15 protein-coding genes are annotated in these 16,949 nt (G+C 49.2%); 10 read left to right on the top strand and 5 right to left on the bottom strand.

The window, feature by feature from the left end:
* Window positions 1-28: 28 nt before the first annotated feature.
* The 3 genes from rsuA to smrA are packed head-to-tail and all read left to right on the top strand — an operon-like array spanning window position 29 to window position 2,381.
* Window positions 29-718 (top strand): 16S rRNA pseudouridine(516) synthase RsuA, encoded by a 690-nt coding sequence (gene rsuA / locus NO559_RS02355; protein ID WP_258330167.1) that lies wholly within the window; start codon window positions 29-31, stop codon window positions 716-718.
* Entirely contained in the window at window positions 715-1,785 is a 1,071-nt protein-coding gene (locus tag NO559_RS02350; RefSeq protein ID WP_258330166.1) for a class I SAM-dependent methyltransferase, read from the top strand. Before rsuA ends, NO559_RS02350 begins: the two co-directional genes overlap by 4 nt.
* Window positions 1,786-1,796: 11 nt before the next feature.
* On the top strand, window positions 1,797-2,381 hold the full coding sequence (gene smrA, locus NO559_RS02345; RefSeq protein WP_258330165.1) for a DNA endonuclease SmrA: 585 nt from the start codon (window positions 1,797-1,799) through the stop codon (window positions 2,379-2,381).
* 12 nt (window positions 2,382-2,393) lie between these two features.
* On the opposite strand, the gene NO559_RS02340 is transcribed toward smrA, so the two are convergent.
* From NO559_RS02340 to gatC, 5 genes are all read right to left on the bottom strand, one after another.
* Entirely contained in the window at window positions 2,394-3,149 is a 756-nt protein-coding gene (locus NO559_RS02340; RefSeq protein ID WP_258330164.1) for a hypothetical protein, read from the bottom strand.
* 5 nt (window positions 3,150-3,154) lie between these two features.
* Window positions 3,155-3,919 carry a lipopolysaccharide kinase InaA family protein gene (locus NO559_RS02335; protein WP_258330163.1) on the bottom strand — a complete coding sequence of 255 codons (765 nt, stop codon included), beginning with the start codon at window positions 3,917-3,919 and terminating at the stop codon, window positions 3,155-3,157.
* Between the two features lie 25 nt (window positions 3,920-3,944).
* Window positions 3,945-5,390, bottom strand: coding sequence for an Asp-tRNA(Asn)/Glu-tRNA(Gln) amidotransferase subunit GatB (gene gatB, locus NO559_RS02330; RefSeq protein ID WP_258330162.1), 1,446 nt, complete (start codon window positions 5,388-5,390; stop codon window positions 3,945-3,947).
* A gap of 17 nt (window positions 5,391-5,407) precedes the next feature.
* Complete coding sequence (gene gatA / locus NO559_RS02325; RefSeq protein ID WP_258330161.1) at window positions 5,408-6,859, bottom strand: Asp-tRNA(Asn)/Glu-tRNA(Gln) amidotransferase subunit GatA; 1,452 nt, start codon at window positions 6,857-6,859, stop codon at window positions 5,408-5,410.
* A gap of 70 nt (window positions 6,860-6,929) precedes the next feature.
* A complete protein-coding gene (gene gatC / locus NO559_RS02320; protein ID WP_258330160.1) occupies window positions 6,930-7,217 on the bottom strand; it encodes an Asp-tRNA(Asn)/Glu-tRNA(Gln) amidotransferase subunit GatC in 288 nt (95 codons plus the stop codon).
* A 275-nt stretch (window positions 7,218-7,492) separates the two neighbouring features.
* Between gatC and NO559_RS02315 the strand changes: the two genes are divergently transcribed.
* From NO559_RS02315 to NO559_RS02285, 7 genes are all read left to right on the top strand, one after another.
* Window positions 7,493-8,530, top strand: a complete 1,038-nt coding sequence (locus NO559_RS02315; RefSeq protein WP_258330159.1) for a rod shape-determining protein — start codon at window positions 7,493-7,495, stop codon at window positions 8,528-8,530.
* Between the two features lie 53 nt (window positions 8,531-8,583).
* Window positions 8,584-9,417 carry a rod shape-determining protein MreC gene (gene mreC / locus NO559_RS02310; RefSeq protein ID WP_258330196.1) on the top strand — a complete coding sequence of 278 codons (834 nt, stop codon included), beginning with the start codon at window positions 8,584-8,586 and terminating at the stop codon, window positions 9,415-9,417.
* A 4-nt stretch (window positions 9,418-9,421) separates the two neighbouring features.
* On the top strand, window positions 9,422-9,907 hold the full coding sequence (mreD, locus tag NO559_RS02305; protein WP_258330158.1) for a rod shape-determining protein MreD: 486 nt from the start codon (window positions 9,422-9,424) through the stop codon (window positions 9,905-9,907).
* 38 nt (window positions 9,908-9,945) lie between these two features.
* Entirely contained in the window at window positions 9,946-10,542 is a 597-nt protein-coding gene (locus NO559_RS02300) for a nucleoside triphosphate pyrophosphatase (protein ID WP_258330157.1), read from the top strand.
* 3 nt (window positions 10,543-10,545) lie between these two features.
* Complete coding sequence (gene rng, locus NO559_RS02295) at window positions 10,546-12,021, top strand: ribonuclease G (RefSeq protein ID WP_258330156.1); 1,476 nt, start codon at window positions 10,546-10,548, stop codon at window positions 12,019-12,021.
* 82 nt (window positions 12,022-12,103) lie between these two features.
* Window positions 12,104-16,111 carry a YhdP family protein gene (locus NO559_RS02290; protein ID WP_258330155.1) on the top strand — a complete coding sequence of 1,336 codons (4,008 nt, stop codon included), beginning with the start codon at window positions 12,104-12,106 and terminating at the stop codon, window positions 16,109-16,111.
* Entirely contained in the window at window positions 16,108-16,944 is an 837-nt protein-coding gene (locus tag NO559_RS02285; RefSeq protein WP_258330154.1) for a carbon-nitrogen hydrolase family protein, read from the top strand. Before NO559_RS02290 ends, NO559_RS02285 begins: the two co-directional genes overlap by 4 nt.
* Window positions 16,945-16,949 lie beyond the last annotated feature (5 nt).

Below are 16,949 nucleotides of genomic sequence, written 5' to 3'. Positions count from 1 at the left end.
ACTAGAGACGATCAACTAGAGACTGTTCATGAGATTAGACAAATACATTAGCTCAGTAACCGATATGTCACGCATGCAGGTTAAGCGCGCTCTTAAATCGGCCGAGGTGACGGTAAACGGCGTGGCGGTCACCGATCAACGCACGTTGGTGCAGGCCGATGACGAGGTGATGTTTAATGGCGAATTACTGCGTGCCGCCAAGCTTCGTTATTTTATGCTGCATAAACCCGAAGGCTATGTGTGCGCCACTAAAGATAAAACCAATATGACTATCTTGGAGCTATTGGACGAAGATAATTTAGAAACACTACATGCCGCAGGCCGCCTGGATATAGACACCACTGGTTTAGTTTTAGTAACCGATGATGGCCAATGGTCGCACCGTATTACCGCCCCCAAAAGCGACTGCAAAAAAACTTACTATGTAGAAACCAGCGAACCTATAGAGCAAGAGGTGGTAGCGACGTTTCGTGAGGGTATCAAGCTCAAAGGCGAGTTGCGCCCTACCTTGCCCGCCGAATTGGTATTAGTACACGAACAGGCGGCGCGGTTAACCCTTTGCGAGGGCAAGTATCACCAGGTTAAGCGCATGTTTGCCGCCGTGGGTAATAAGGTAGAGCTATTACATAGGGAGCGCATAGGCAATATCGAGCTGGATGAAGATTTAGAGCCCGGAGAGTACCGTGAACTTAGCGAGCAAGAGGTAGCCAGCCTATGAGTGGCGATATAGCCATGAACTTGATGGCCGAAAAAATTAATCACTGCCTGGCGGCTGACCCAACTGAACCCAGCCTATGGGTGGTTGATGAAAATATTAGTGCTGCCGCTATGGCCAGTGTGTCGGCTGCTGCAAATTTAACCGTGCTGACTAATCGCTGCGACAGCGCACAAGCTTTAGAGCAGCGAGGCTTTAAGCTGCAGCTTAGCGATTTTGATTTTTCTAGCTTTGAGCCGCAAAGCTTTGCGCATATTTTTTACCGTGTCTCCAAAGAAAAGCCCATAGTGCACCATGTTATTAATCAGGCAGCACAGTATTTAAGGCCACAGGGCTATTTGCATATCAGCGGCTATAAAAACGAAGGCGCCAAAACCTATAGCGATAAGGCTGTTAAATACCTGGGCAGTTTAGCAAGCAAACTGTTGGGCGGTAAAACCGCCATGATTAGCGATATTGTTTGCGATGATGTAGATGATAGTCGCCGCTTGGATGATAAAAATTACAGCGTCCTGCAGCAGCCGGTTGCCGCAGGTGATATACGTTTTACGAGCAAGCCCGGTGTATTTGGCTGGAATAAAATAGATAGAGGTAGTGAGTTTTTAATTGCTCACCTGCCTGAAGTATTAGCCACTATTACTACCGAAATTAAGCGCGTGGCTGATTTGGGTTGCGGCTATGGCTACCTCAGTGTTATGGCCAGCCAGCAGCTTAACCAAGCGACATTTTATGCGGTGGATAATAATGTAGCGGCAGTGACTTGCTGTCAGCAAAACTTTATACAGCATAAGATTGCAGGCGAGGTCAGCTTGGATAGCTGCGGCAGCCAGCTTAGCCCCGGCTTTGATTTTTTGTTGTGTAATCCGCCATTTCATCAGGGCTTTGATGTGGAGAGCGGCCTTACCGATAAGTTTGTACAGTCGGTCAGCCGTTTATTAAACAAGGGCGGCCATGGCTTTTTTGTGGTGAATGCTTTTATTCCACTGGAGCGTAAAGCCAAGGGTTTGTTTGAGTCCGTGACTATGGTGGCGAATAATCAATCCTTTAAGCTATTGCTGTTTAAAAAGTAAGTGGTGACTTTATGGCTGACGATGAAGAGTTGTTTAGACAAGAGATGGCCGGGGTTAAGCCCTTAAAGCAACAGCCCAAGATTGCTCTCAAAAAAAACGACACCCCAAAAACAGTATTAAAAGCCAGGCGCGCCGCCGCACAAAACGAAGTGGCGGGGGATAGCAATCCGCTCAGCGATAATGAGATAGCGCTATTAGACCCTTATTATTTTATCGAGTACAAACGCCCCGGCGTGCAAAACGGTGTCTATAGAAAACTCAAACAGGGCAAGTATCAACAAGAGGCCAGGCTAGATTTACACGGCATGACCGTAGCCGAGGCGCGCCGCGAGGTGTTTGATTTTATCCAGCAGTCCTACCACTACGGCTTGCGTACCTTGATTATTATTCACGGCAAAGGCCACAGTAATAAAGCAGCACAGGCCAAATTAAAAAGCTATGTGAATAGCTGGCTACCTGAATTGCCAGAAGTGCAGGCATTTTGTAGTGCCCAGCCGCAGCATGGCGGCGTGGGGGCGGCTTATGTCTTGTTGGCTAAAAGCGAAAAAAAGAAGCAGGAAAATCGCGACCGTATTACTAAAGGCCGATCAGATTGATGACTGTTATCACTAAGGTTGCAACCGGCGTAGTTTTTGTAAAGTTTCTTTAGGGTTGATGTTAATCTTGCGATTAAGTGTGTGGCAATAATTTTTTAGCAGTGCCCGTATTTCTAAAGCGCTAGGGGTGCTGCCGTCTAGGCTTTGTCGTCTTATGGACTCTGCTAGCCCTTGCATGCAGCGTTTTTTGGTGACTTTTTTGGGGCGGGGGTTGCGGGTTTCTCTGTCTATTAAGGTAAAGTCAAACTGCTGCTGATCTAGTGTGCAAAATACGTCACGCAGGCGCAGGTTGGCAAAAAAACCATGATTATGCAGTTTGGCTAGTAACCCCCCCAGTGCTTGATAGAGGGCTAAGCGTTGTTGCTTGTTGGCGGCCAAGTAGAATAGTTCAGTGTCTTGCCCAGGGGCCTGTTCGCTGAGTATAAAGCCTTCTTTAGGTATACCTCTTACTACTAATTCACCTACTGCCGCGACATTCATAGCTTTGATGTTGGCCGCTTTAATATGTTCTATATGTAATGTTTCTCTGTAGGGACGGCTGTGAGGGGTACGGCCACTGAGTAATTGCTCTATGGCTGAGCTGGTTTTTTCAATTTTGGAGCGTTTTAAAAAAAATGTTTTATCGCCTAAGGTGAGCTTGCGCACATAGCGTTTGCGTTCTTCGGCAATAAGCTCTCCTAGCTGGGGGTTGGCAAAGTCATGATAATTGTTCAGCCTATGCTGCTTTAATAAATCGGCATATTCACTATGGATGCGAAGTCTGATCATGGGGCTTAGGCTTTGTTGCTAGCTGTATTAATGGCAGCTAATAATTGTTGTTGGCTTATAGTGTTATTGAGCTGGATGGTGTGATGATAACCACTAATAAAGGCTTGCTGTTGTGCGGCTGTGTAGCTGCTGCCATCTCTACTCTGGCGTTTAAAGCTGGCGGCTAAGCTTTTTGCTGCGCGCGCCAATGTGAATTTTTTGGGGTGTGGATTGCGGGTTTCTCTGTCGATTAGGGTAAAGCTGATGTTGTTATTAGCATCGTATTGGCAGAACACATCTTTTAAGCGGGTACTGGCAAAAAAGCCTTTGCTATGTAATTGCCCTGTTAGTTCACCGAAAGCTTTACATAGTTTAAGTTGCTGAGTCTCATCGGCCTGTTGGAAGTGGGCTTCGCCCTCCATACCCGGTACTTGGCGGCTGAGTATAAAGCCCCCTCTAGGAATACCAAATTGTGTGTGCTCGCCACAGGCGACCACCTCCATGGTATTTATATTGGCGTGCTGTAAAAACTGGATGTGCTGCATTTCTATATAGGGCTTACTGTGGGGTATATGCCCCAACAGCATATGCTCTATAGCTGAGCTGATCTTCTCAGTTTTTGTGCGCTTTAAATAAAATACCTCACTCCCCAGGGTAAGCCTGCGGGTGTCGCGTTTTTGATTAGCTTCCAGCACCTCGCCTAATTGGGTGGTGCTGATATTTTGATAGTTGTCTAAGCCGAACGCCCTTAGCGTGTCGGCATAGCGGGGGTTGAGGGTGAACCTAATCATGGGTGTTGCTGCGTTCCGTGCGTTGTTATTGGTTAAGCTTTTTCGCCAGTATTTGGTTAACCATGCCGGGGTTGGCCTGGCCTTTGGTGGCTTTCATGATGGGGCCCATAAAACCGCCCAATAACTTTTTGCGTTTTTTATCATCGGCTTCTTTGTATTGCGCTACACCTGCGGGGTTTTGCGCCAATACTTCATCGACGATTTTTTCTAGCGCGCCGGTATCGGAAACCTGTTTCAGGCCTTTGGCTTCTATCACGTTATCGGCATCGCCTTCGCCTTGCCACATGGCCTCAAAGACTTGCTTGGCGATTTTGCCTGAAATGGTATTGTCTTTAATGCGCTTAATTAAGCCTGCCAAGGCTTCGGCGCTAACTGGGCTGTGGCTGATGCTTAATTCTTCGTTGTTGAGTCTGGCCGACAGTTCACCGCTAACCCAGTTGGCGGCCAGCTTGGCATCGCCACAGTGTTGAGTCACGCTCTCAAAATATTCAGCGGTGTCGCGCTCGCCGCCTAAGATGCTTGCGTCGTATTCGGATAGGCCGTAGCTCGCTACAAAACGCGCTTGGCGGGCGTCGGGTAATTCCGGCAATCTGGCGCGTATGGCCTCTATGGTTTCGTTGCTAATTTCTACGGGCAGTAAATCCGGGCAGGGGAAGTAGCGGTAGTCGTTAGCTTCTTCTTTGCTGCGCATAGAGCGTGCTTCGCCGGTGTCGGCGTTGTAGAGCCTGGTTTCTTGTAAGACTTCTTCGCCGTATTCCAATAAATCAATTTGTCGCTCTACCTCTTTGTGTATGGCTTGCTCCATAAAACGGAAAGAGTTGAGGTTTTTGGTTTCGGTGCGGGTGCCTAGTTTATCTTCGCCTTTGGGGCGTATGGATACGTTAACGTCAAAACGCATAGAACCCTGCGACATGTCGCCATCGGAGATGCCTAGCGAGGTGACTATGGAGTGCAGCTTTTTGGCAAAGGCCACGGCCTCTTCGGAGCTGCGCATATCCGGCTCGGAAACTATTTCAATTAAGGGGGTGCCCGCTCGGTTTAAGTCTATGCCCGATTGGGTGGGGAATAAGTCGTGTACTGACTTGCCGGCATCTTCTTCCAAATGAGCGTGGTGTATGCGTATGGTTTTGTGGCTGCCATCGGCCAGCTGTATTTCTACAGCACCGGCACCGACTATGGGTTCATCCATTTGCGTGGTTTGATAGCCCTTGGGTAAGTCGGGGTAAAAATAATTCTTTCTATCAAAAATAGAGCGCTGGTTAATATCGGCGCCTATGGCCAGGCCAAACATAATGGCGTAGTGCATGGCCTGCTCATTGACTACCGGCAGGGTGCCGGGCAGTGCTAGGTCTATGGCGCTGGCTTGGCTGTTGGGGCTGGCACCAAAGGCGGTGCTGGAGCCTGAAAATATTTTTGATTGGGTGGCCAGTTGTACGTGTACTTCTAGGCCTATGACTGTTTCCCATTCCATTTTTATTACCTCGTATCTTATAGGCCGCTGGGCGTTTGTTGGTGCCAATCGGTGGCTAGTTGAAAGCGGTGAGCTGCGTTGAGCAGGCGCGCTTCCTCAAAGTAATTACCGATTAGTTGCAGGCCGGTAGGTTTATTGTCGGCAAAGCCTGCGGGTATAGACATGCCCGGTAAGCCAGCGAGGTTAACGGAAAGTGTGTAAATATCTTCTAGGTACATAGTCACGGGGTCGTTAGACTTTTCCCCCAAATTAAAGGCGGGGTTGGGGGTGGTGGGCCCCATGATGATGTCTACTTCTTTAAAGGCGTTTACAAAATCATTTTTAATCAAGCGGCGAATTTGTTGCGCTTTTTTATAATAGGCATCGTAAAAACCAGCCGACAGCGCATAGGTGCCCACTAAGATGCGGCGCTTAACTTCATCGCCAAAACCTTCGGCGCGGCTGCGGGTGTATAGGTCGTATAAGTCTTCGGGGTCTTCGCAGCGGTAGCCATAACGCACGCCGTCAAAACGCGATAAGTTGGCCGAGGCTTCCGAGGGGGCGATAATGTAATAGCAGGGCACGGCCAGCTCGGTGTGCGGCAGGCTGATTTCTTTTACGGTGGCACCTAGGTTTTCGTATTCTTTAATGGCGGCTTGTACGCTGTGTTCTATCTCGGCGTTGAGGCCTTTACCAAAGTATTCTTTGGGTAGGCCTATGGTCATGCCGGTTAAGTCTTGGTTGAGGTCGGCGCAGTAGTCGGGCACGGCTTTGTCGGCACTGGTGGAATCTTTTTCATCTAGGCCTGCCATCACATTCATTAGCAGTGCAGCATCTTCGGCGCTGCGGGTCATGGGGCCGGCTTGATCTAAGCTGGAGGCAAAAGCAATCATGCCAAAACGCGACACCCGGCCATAAGTTGGTTTTAAACCGGTGATGCCACACAGGGCTGCGGGTTGGCGTATAGAGCCGCCGGTGTCGGTGCCGGTAGCGGCGGGTGCCAGCTGGGCGGCTACAGCTGCGGCTGAGCCTCCGGATGAGCCACCAGGTACGGTATCGGTATTCCAAGGGTTTTTTACTGGCCCATAAAAGCTGCTCTCATTAGAGGAGCCCATGGCAAATTCGTCCATATTGGTTTTACCCAGTGATACCGCACCAGCCTGTTGGAATTTTTCTATAACGGTGGCGTCATAGGGGGCGATAAAATTATCCAGCATTTTTGAGCCGCAGCTGGTTTTAACGCCGCTGGTGCAGAAAATATCTTTATGGGCTATGGGGATGCCGCTGAGCAAGGCGTGCTCACCTTGGCTACGTGCTTGGTCGGCAGCCTGTGCTTGTGCCAGTGCCTGCTCTGCGGTAACGGTGATGTAGCTGTTGTAATTGCCGTCTAATTGTTTAATGCGGTCTAGGTAATGCTGGGTTAGCTCTACGCTGGAAAAGGCTTTGCTGTCTAAGCCTTTTAGTAATTCGGCTATGGTGAGTTGATGCATGACCGGATGGTCCTTATGTGTTGTGTCTTTGTCAGTCTAGTTAGTGATTAGAGCGTTTTGGCGGCTAGCCTTATTCAATCACTTTGGGCACTAAAAACAGGCCTTGTTCAGCGGCGGGGGCATTTTGCTGTAGCAGCTCGCGCTGGTCGGTTTCGGTGACTATGTCTGCTCTTAGCCTTTGGCTGGCATCTAAGGGGTTATGCATGGGTTCTATACCAGTGGTATCTACCGCTTGCATGGTGTCTACCATGGCTAGGATATCGTTAAGCCTTAAGGCCACTTCTGGCATGTCACTGGCAGCTATACGTATACGCGAAAGCTTGGCGATTTTTTCTATATCAGTTTGCTCTACTGACATGGTGTTGTAGCCTCATAGGGGTAAAAAGATTAAACGTTGACCGCTGATTGAGTTGTTGATCTGTGACCCAATTTGATAAGTCATTATAAAGGCTAAAGTTACCACATTTCTGCCTTGCTCTGAATCCCCGGCATTGATAGAGTGGCCAATTTATTGCAAGACTTTAGGATTAGTGCCATTTTCACTAGGTGTTAATCACAATAGCTGACAGACGTTGGTGGGAAAGGCTACATCGAAGCCCAAAAAAGCCCCCTTATATAACAACAGAGGCTCGAATGTTAAAACGATTAAGAGGTTTGTTTTCAAACGATTTGTCCATCGATTTGGGAACGGCCAATACCCTAATCTATGTGCGTGGCGAAGGTATCGTATTAGATGAACCTTCAGTGGTTGCCATACGCATGCACAATGGACACAAAACCATAGAGGCAGTAGGTACCGATGCTAAGCGCATGCTGGGTCGTACCCCCGGTAATATTACCGCTATACGTCCCTTAAAAGATGGCGTAATTGCCGACTTTCAAGTGACCGAAAAAATGTTGCAGCATTTTATCTCCAAGGTACATCAAAACTCCATGGTGCGCCCCAGCCCCAGAGTGTTGATTTGTGTGCCCTGTAAATCTACCCAAGTTGAGCGCCGCGCTATACGCGAATCAGCTCTGAGTGCCGGTGCCCGCGAAGTACGCTTAATAGAAGAGCCTATGGCCGCCGCCATAGGTGCAGGCCTGTCGGTAGAAGAGGCTATGGGCTCCATGGTGGTTGATATAGGTGGTGGTACTACCGAAATCGCCATTATCTCGTTAAACGGGGTAGTTTACTCTGACTCGGTACGCATAGGCGGTGATAGATTTGATGAGGCCATAGTCTCACATGTGCGTCGTACCTACGGCAGCTTAATCGGTGATGCGACTGCTGAGCGCATTAAGCAAGAGATAGCCTGCGCTCATAAAGACAGTGAGCTGCGTGAAATAGATGTGCGCGGCCGCAACCTAGCCGAGGGGGTACCCCGCAGTTTTACCCTTAACAGCGATGAAGTGTTAGAGGCCCTGCAAGAGCCTTTGGCCGGCATAGTGCAGGCAGTTAAGCGTGCTTTGGAACAGTCCCCCCCTGAGCTGGCGGCCGATATAGCCGAAACCGGCATAGTGTTAACCGGCGGCGGTGCTTTATTGCGTGATATTGATAAATTAATCTCTGATGAAACTGGCTTGCCAGTGATAGTGGCGGAAGACCCTCTAACCTGCGTAGCCAGGGGCGGCGGCAAGGCCTTAGAGATTATCGATAAACACAATATAGATTTGCTTTCGACTGAATAAGCAGTGCACAGGCCTCTTATTGTATAGGCGTCATCCAATAACGGGGAACAGCTATCAAACCGCTTTTTGTTAAAGGCCCTTCTGTTGGTGCTAGGCTGCTACTGCTTAGCCTGCTGGCGTTTGCCTTTATTTTGGCGGGCCAGCGCTATCAATGGTTTAAATCCCTAGAGTCTTCTTTAAGTGTTATATCGGCGCCGTTTTATTGGGTTACCGATATGCCCGATAGATTAGAACTGTGGGTGGATGAAAATCTGGTTAGCCGCAAGACTTTGCGCCGCGACAATCGTCGCCTCAAGGCCGAGTCGCTACTGCTGAAAGCACAGGTGCAAAAACTGGCCTCCCTAGAGGCCGAAAACGTGCGCCTTAGGGCACTGCTCAATTCCTCGGCTTTGCTGGACGATACCGTGTTAGTCGCTGAGCTAATCGGCGTATCTTCCAGTCCTCTGCACCATGAAATCATTATTAATAAAGGTCAGACCGACCAGCTCTTTGTGGGGCAGCCGGTGATTGATGCCTTGGGCTTAATGGGCCAGGTGATAGAGGTAGGGCCTAAGCAAAGCCGGGTAATGATGATTACCGACGCCAGCCATGCGATCCCCGTGCAAGTTAATCGCAACGGTGTGCGCAGCATCGCCGAAGGGGTGGGGTTACTGCATGAGCTGACTTTGCGGCATGTGTCTGCCACTACCGATATACGGGTGGGGGATCTGCTGGTGAGCTCGGGGTTGGGGGGGCGCTTCCCGTTTGGCTACCCGGTAGCTACGGTGACTGAGGTCAGCATAGATCCCGGCCAGCCCTTTGCAACGGTGCGCGCTAAGCCGAATGCGCAGCTAGATCGCAGCCGCTATGTATTGCTAGTGTTTACTAGGCAAGGCGAGCAAGGCTAGGTTTATGCAGCAGCCGGCTAATGGTATTTGGGTCATCGTTGTTAGCATAGTGCTAGCCCTACTGCTGAGCATCATGCCCATGCCATTTTGGGCGCAGTGGGGGCGACCCGAATGGTTGGCCATGGTGTTAATTTACTGGGTTATTGCCCTGCCCGAGCGTGTGGGTATAGGCATAGCTTGGTTGTCAGGCCTGGTGCTGGATATTATTGAAGGCACGCCGCTGGGGCAAAATGCCTTTGCCTTGGCGGTGATTGCTTACGTAGCGTTGGTGCTCTACCAGCGTATGCGCATGTATACCCCCTGGCAGCAAGCGGGGGTGCTGTTTATTTTAATAGGCGTACATCAACTTATAGGCCACTGGGTGCAAACCTTAATAGGCGTGATTTCACCCAATCTGCTATTTTTACTACCAGCCTTAGTCAGCGCACTATTGTGGCCATGGTTATCGGCGTTGCTGCGTTTTTGTAGGCGTTATTTTTACGTGAGCTAAGCGTGGGCTAGTGAGCTTTATTAAGGTGTGTCTCTATTATGTCCACAAACATACAGTGTATTTTAGCTTCGCAGTCGCCGCGTCGCGCTGAACTGTTAAAGCAAATACAGGTCGACTTTATAGTACAGGCTGCCGATGTTGATGAGTCCGTACTGCCCCATGAAACTCCCGCCGCCTATGTGCAGCGCTTATCTATAGCCAAAGCCGAAGCCGTGTGGCAGCAGCGTAGTGAGCAGCAACTACCCGCTTTGCCGGTGCTAGGCTCGGACACTTCGGTGGTGATAGATCAACATATATTGGGTAAGCCCGCTAACCGGGATGAAGCCAGGCAAATGCTGCAGCTATTATCGGGGCGTGAGCATCAGGTGCTCAGCAGTGTTAGTGTTATTTACCAGCAACAGCAGCTCAGCGCCTTAAGCACCACGCAGGTGAGTTTTAGGGCGATAAGCCCAGCCGAGCTGGAGCGTTATATAGCCAGCGATGAGCCCTATGACAAAGCCGGAGGCTATGCCATACAAGGTTTTGCCGCCGTGTTTATACAGCAAATACAGGGCAGTTACTCTGGTGTGATGGGTTTACCTTTACAAGAAACCTACCAGTTACTGCAAGCCATACTAACGGATAAAAGTAGTTAAGCCATGAGCGAAGAAATACTGATTAATTTAACTCCCATGGAAACCCGCGTAGCCGTGGTGGAAAACGGCATGCTGCAAGAGGTGTACATAGAGCGTGCAGCCTCCAAAGGCATAGTAGGTAATATTTACAAGGGCAAAGTGGTGCGGGTATTACCGGGCATGCAGGCGGCCTTTGTCGATACCGGTTTGGAGCGCGCCAGTTTTATCCATGCTTCGGATATAGCCCAAGTCAATAAAGAGGGTGAGCGCCGCAATGGTGATACTCCCGATATACGCAGCTTATTGCGTGAGGGGCAGTCCATTATTACGCAGGTCATCAAAGACCCTATGGGCACTAAGGGCGCGCGTTTAACCACGCATTTATCGGTGCCTTCGCGTTATTTGGTGTTTATGCCTGGCACTACTCACTTAGGTATATCACAGCGTATTGATGATGAAGAAGAGCGCAGTCGTTTACGTGAGCTGGTTGAAAAAGCCATAGCTGAAGAAGAGGTAGCTGAATTAGGTGGCTTTATAATTCGCACCGCCGCTGAGGGCGCGCAAGAAGAAGAGCTGCATGCCGATATACGTTTTTTCAAGCGCCTGTGGGCCGCCTTAGAGCGCAAAATGAAAGAGCGCAAAGCCCCTTCTATTATTTATGAAGATCTTCCCCTGCATATGCGCACCATGCGTGACTTAATACGGCCAGAGGTAGAAAAAATACGCATAGATTCGCGCGAGACTTATGAAACGGTAAAAGGGTTTACCGATGAGTACATACCCGAGATAGGCCCGCGGGTGGAATATTACCCTGGTCCCCGGCCCATATTTGATCTCTATGCTATAGAAGACGAAATGCAAAAGGCGCTAGGGCGCAAGGTAGAATTAAAATCGGGCGGTTATTTGATTTTTGACCAAACCGAAGCCATGACCACCATAGATGTGAATACCGGTGCGTTTGTAGGGCATAGAAACCAAGAAGAAACCATTTATAAAACCAACCTGGAAGCCGCAACGACTTTGGCGCGGCAGCTAAAAATCCGCAACCTGGGTGGCATTATCATCATAGACTTTATTGATATGAAGGATGCCGAGCACAAGCGGCAGGTGCACCGGGCCTTAGAAAAAGCGATGGCGGGCGACCATGCCAAAACCGCCATTACCGGCGTCTCGGAATTAGGCTTGGTGGAGATGACCCGCAAGCGCACCCGCGAGAGTTTAGAGCATGTGTTGTGTGAGGCCTGCCCAGTATGCGAAGGTAGGGGCTCGGTAAAAACCCCAGAGACCATTTGCTACGAAATCTTTAGGGAAATATTACGTGAGGCTAGAGCCTATGAAAACGATGCGCTATTAGTATTGGCTTCACAGGCGGTGGTGGATAGGTTGTTAGATGAAGAGTCGGCCAGTGTTGCTGACCTGGAAGAATTTATTGGCAAGGCCATACGTTTTCAGGTAGAAATCATGTATAGCCAAGAGCAGTTTGACGTTATTTTATTATAATAGCCGCAGCATTGACTGAGCGACAAGGAAACAAGTAATTGGTGACATCGAATAACGCACCAGCGTTACCGGGCCCGGTAGCATGATCAAGCAATGTACTACTTGGCTGCGGCGCTGCATTAAACTGGTTTTACTAACAGCTTTATTGCTGGTGGCCAGCTATGCCAGCTTGGGCCGTTATTACATAGACTACGTAGAAAAATATCAGCGCGTCTTGGTCGGCTACTTTGTTGAGTACACTGGCTTGCCGGTAGCCGTAGGTAGTATTTCAGGCAGCTGGTCGCAGCTGTCATTTATCCTTTCCTTTAATGATATTGTGTTGCATGGCAGCAATCAGCAAGTATTGCTCAGCATTCCTCAAGCCAACTTTAAAGTTAACCCGCTGCAGTCACTCTGGCACAGGCGCTTTTTAATCGATAGCGTTTCTGTAGAGGGGTTAACTACGCGCTTTAAAGAAACCGCGCCGGGCAAGTGGTCCCTGGCGGGCTTTGAATATGAACTAGCCGATAATAATGCCGCGCTGGACTTGGATCAGCTGCTAGATGCAGTGTTGGCTATCGATAGGTTGGAGTTTTTCGACAATCATATAGACCTGCAGTACTACAAAGATAAGCGCCCAAAACTTTACACGGGTGAATTATTTCTCAGGCATCACCAAGGCTTTAGGCGCATACACTTGCAAGCCAATTTGCAAGATGCCTATGGTGTAGATGAAAACGGTGAGCAGCAAGACGAGCCCATTAATCTGCTAATAGAAAGCCTAGGTGATCCCCGGGACAAAGATTTTACCGCCCAGGCCTATGTTAAATTTGATGCAGTGGATTTAGTTGAGCAATTACCGGTGCTGCATAGCGTTGGCCTTAAACCCAAGGAGCTGACCGTTGATAGCACCATCTGGTTGGACTGGCAGCCGGGGCGGGTAATTACAGTGCAGGGTAAAATGAGCACGCCACTATTTGATCTGGGCAGCATTAATCAACAAGCCATACCCACGCTAAAAAATGTGGCCTTAAGTTTTCGGGCTGAAAAAAACGCAGAGCATGAGTGGCAGCTGTGGTTACCTCGCATAGCTGGTGAGTGGCAGGGCCAGGCGCTCAATATACAAGAGAGCATTGCGACCCTAGGCCCTGATGCGCTAGCCATAGCGTTTACAGAATTAAATTTGCAGCAGCTCAGTACTAAGCTCTTAAGCCTCAATGTATTACCCGTGGCCGCGCAGCAGGCCTTAAGCACATTGGCCCCCAAGGGGGATTTGCGCCAGATAAAAATCAGCATAGCTAGAAAGCCCAGCACAGAGCAGCTAGTTAAGCTGGCTAGCCAGTTTACCGTGCAGGCCGAGTTAGAAGATGTTGCCCTAGAGGCTTGGCATGGAGCACCTGCAGCCAATAATATCGATGGCTTTTTAGAACTCAATGAACAGGGCGGCGCCGTTACCTTAAGCAGTGAGCCTTTTGAGATTGCCTTTCCGGGCATTTATGCCAACAGCATGCGTTTTGATGTGGCCAAAGCCAAAGTGGCATGGCGCTGGGATGCTGAAACCGTTTATGTGGATAGCGGCATAATCGATGTTAGGTCTGAGTATGGTCCAGCGGTTGCCCTGCTAGCCCTGAGGTTTCCGCGCCAGCCAGACGCTGGTGACCCCAGTATGTTTTTAGCGGTGGGTTTAACCGACACCCCGGCTAGTAATAGAGATAAGTTTATCCCCGAGGTGTTAAGCGAAGATTTATTAGCCTGGCTAGATAGCAGTATACAAGGTGGTGATATACAGCAAGGCGGTTTTATTTATAACGGCTCGCTGGCGGCAGATGGGGAACAAGAGCGCAGTGTGCAGCTGTATTTAGAGGTAGCCAATGGCGAGTTGGATTATCAGCCCGGCTGGCCTGCGCTAAATAATATTCAGGCGCAGGTGTTTGTCGATGATGGCGATGTCGATGTGTATAGCCCCAGCGCTGTAGCCAAGGGCATAGCCTTAAGCAATACGCGGGTAAAAGTGAATCAGCTAGCCGATGGCGAAGCTTGGTTAAGTGTTGCTGCGCAGTTAGAGGGGGATGCCCAGCATGCTTTAGACATTGTTAACAGTGGCAATCTGCGTGAGATTGTTGGCGATGCTTTTGCCGATTGGCAGCTTAAAGGTGATATTAGTGCCAGCCTAAACCTGGGGCTGCCTTTAGCGCAGCACAGCAAGCTCCAGCAGCAGGTAGTTTTTAATTCTTATATACGGGCGGGGGATTTACGCCTGCCCGACTATCGTTTGAACTTTAAAGAGGTTTACGGCCCCTTTGAATACAGCAGTGCCAACGGCGTGGTATCCAGCGGTTTGCAGGGCCTGCTCTTTAATAAAAAAGCCACCGTTAAAATTGCGCAAAGCAACGAGCAGGCAGTGAAAGTGAATATAGATGGCCTGGTGAACATGGATGATGTGGAGGCTTGGGCGCAGTTTGCCGGTATGACGTATTTGCGTGGCCAAGCACAGGTACAGGCGGAGCTATTGCTCAACTCCAAGCACGATCACTTTAGCCTCAGCTCTGATTTAAAAGGGGTGGCTATAGCTTTACCGGCACCCTATAAAAAAGCCAGTGAGGATAGCGCTGACTTTAAGCTGAATATTCCTTTAGGCAAAGAGCAAACGCTGCTAAGTATGCGCTTACAAAATAAGCTGGCGGCTGCATTGCATTTGACCGAGCAGGGGGTAAGCGGCGGCGCTTTGATTTTTAACCCTAGCGGCGATGAGCCAATACCCGAAGATGAATTTGTCATCAGCGGTGTGCTAGAGCATGTGAATGCGCAGGATGTGCAGGATTTGTTACAGCGTTATTTGGCTAAAAACGCAGAGCTAGATGCACGGGCTGCGAATAAAAAATCTTCGCAAACGCAAGTTGAGCAGTCTCAGTTGCTAGCGCCACCGCTGCGAGTAGATAACTTACAGATTAAGCAAGCGCATGTCTTTGGACTAGATCTGGCTGCCGCCACCGTTAATGTGCAGCAGCAACAGCAGGCTTGGGTGTTAGAGCTAAGCAGTGATAAGGTGCAAGGGCTGGTGCATTTCCCACTGGACGAAAGTCAGCCCATGCAGCTTGAAGTGCAGTCCTTGCATTTGTCAGCTGCCGATAGTGACAAACGCGATGCCGCCATAGACGAAAATGAAGCTACCGCTTTTTATCAATTAAAAGCCTCGGTCTTTGATGATATTAATCCGGCTGATATTCCCGATATAGATGTGAGTATTAAAGAGATTTATTTGGATGAGGCTTTAATGGGGCATTTAGCTTTACAGCTTAGAGCGCAGCAAAACCGACTATGGGTTAATAATATTTATGGCGAGATCCGCAAGTTAAAGTTGGGTGGCGGTGATAAGCCGCTGAGTTTAAGCTGGCTTAAAAGCGAGCAGGGTGGTGAGAGCCAGCTTAGCGGTGCTTTTAGTTTTGCCGATGTGGGGGCTGTGTTTGAACAATGGGGTTATGAGCGCACCACAGAGTCTAAGAGCGGTATAGTTGCGGTGGATCTCAGCTGGCCCGGAGCGCCAGATCAATGGCAGATGGCTTTATCGCAGGGCTCTATAAGTCTGGATGTTAAAAAAGGCATTTTCCTCAAAACGGCTGGTAGCGCCAGCGGTGCGCTACGCATAGTCAGTGTGTTAAATATGAATAATATTTTGCGCCGTCTGCGTTTAGATTTTACCGATCTGTATAAATCCGGAGTGAGTTTTGACGAGGTTAAAGGTGAGTTTGAATTAGTGGGGGGGCGTTTATATATTATTGAGCACCTCAATATAGAAAGCCCCTCCAGTCGTTTTAGGTTATTAGGCAGCACAGATTTAAATGCCGAGGTGTTGGATATGGATTTAATTGCCACCTTGCCTATAGGTAAAAATTTACCTTGGGTGGCGGCGTTAATGGGAGGGGTGCCAGCGGCAGCCATAGTCTATGGCGCCAGCAAATTATTTGAAAATCAGGTCGATAAGTTTTCTAGCGCAGTTTATAGCCTGGAAGGTAAATGGGATGATCCCCAGTTAAAATTGAAAAAAGTATTTGATGCCAAGGGGCAAAAGCGTCAGCAAACGCATATAAAATCAGCAGGCGGTAGCCAATGACTACATCAGTAATAGCCGCTATACAAATGGTGAGTGGCAGTGATCTCAATATCAACTTAACACGCGCCGAAGTTTTAATCGCACAGGCAGTTGAGAAAGGCGCCCAGCTACTGGTGTTGCCGGAGGTGTTTGCCATGTTTGCCAGCTCGCAGCAATATGCCTTGGGTGTAGAGGAAGCTTTTGGCAAGGCCCCTATACGGCAGTTTTTAGCTGAGCAAGCACGCAAGCATAAAGTGTGGATAGTTGGTGGCTCTATTCCTATAGCCGACCAACAGCATCCCTCAAAAGTGTATGCCGCCAGCCTATTGTTTAATGATCAGGGGCAGGAGTGTGGTCACTATAATAAATTGCATCTTTTTGATGTGGATGTGGCGGATAAAACCGGCAGCTATAGGGAATCTGATACGTTTATTGCTGGTAATGATGTCGTGGTAGTGGATACACCGTTTGGCCGTTTGGGCATGGCTATCTGTTATGACCTGCGCTTCCCTGAGTTTTTTCGCGCTATGTTTGCGCAAGGGCTAGATATTATTAGTTTGCCAGCAGCTTTTACTCGTAAAACTGGTGAGGCCCATTGGCTGCCCTTGGTGCGTGCCAGAGCAATAGAAAACCAGTGTTATATTATTGCGGCCAATCAAGGTGGCGAACATGCTAACAATAGAGAGACCTCTGGCGGTTCAATTATTGTTGATGGCTGGGGCCAGGTGTTGGCGCAGGCGGATAAAGGCGAAGCCTGTGTGGTGGCGACTATGGATTTAGCTAGCCTTGCCCAGCAGCGCTTAGCCATGCCCATACAGCAGCATCAGCGCTTTACTGTGGTAAAAAAAGACTAGCAGTG

The sequence above is a fragment of the Dasania sp. GY-MA-18 genome (assembly GCF_024734385.1).
Classification (GTDB): Bacteria; Pseudomonadota; Gammaproteobacteria; order Pseudomonadales; family Dasaniaceae; genus Dasania; species Dasania phycosphaerae.
This window is presented reverse-complemented; position numbering and strand designations above follow the sequence as displayed.